This is a genomic window from Bradyrhizobium sp. 14AA (genome assembly GCF_054185205.1).
Map to the genome: position 1 here is coordinate 1 of NZ_JAVAYM010000081.1, position 616 is coordinate 616.

The window sequence follows — 616 nt, forward strand, 5'->3', positions numbered from 1 at the left end:
CCGGCTGTTTCGCGCTGGTGTCGAAGGTTCATCATGCGGCGGTCGACGGCATGTCCGGCGTCGAGATGTCGACCGCCGTCCACGATCTCGACGCAAGCATGGCGCCGCCTAAGGAGAAGGACGAGTGGAAGCCGGAGCACATGCCCAATGTGGCTGACCTGCTCGCCCGCAGCTATTTCAACTCGCTCCGCCAGCCGATGCGTGTGGTCGAGACGATCGGCCGCTCGCTCCCCGGCATGGCCAAGCTGGCCGCGACGGTCGGCAAAGGCGAGGTGAGCCTGTCCAATACGAAGATGGCGCCCAGGACCCGCTTCAACGGCAAGGTATCGCCGCACCGCATCTTCGACGCAGTGCCCTTCAAGCTCGCCGAGATTCGCGCGATCAAGGATGCGGTGGCCGATGCGACGGTCAACGACGTGATCCTTGCCATCGTCGGAGGAGGGCTTCGCACCTATCTCGAAGACAAGAACGAACTGCCCAAGGAATCGCTCACCGCGATGGCGCCGATCTCGGTGCGCGGGGAAGGGGAGAAGGCGGCGCTCGGCAACCTCGTCTCGGCGATGGTCATCCCGCTTGGCACGCACATTGCCGATCCGCTGGCGCGGCTGAAATATGT

General features: G+C 64.3%; 1 protein-coding gene. It reads left to right on the top strand.

From position 1 onward, the window contains the following. Positions 1-616 (top strand): wax ester/triacylglycerol synthase domain-containing protein (locus RAD15_RS43405; protein ID WP_458184796.1); only part of this gene is annotated, 616 nt, incomplete at both ends.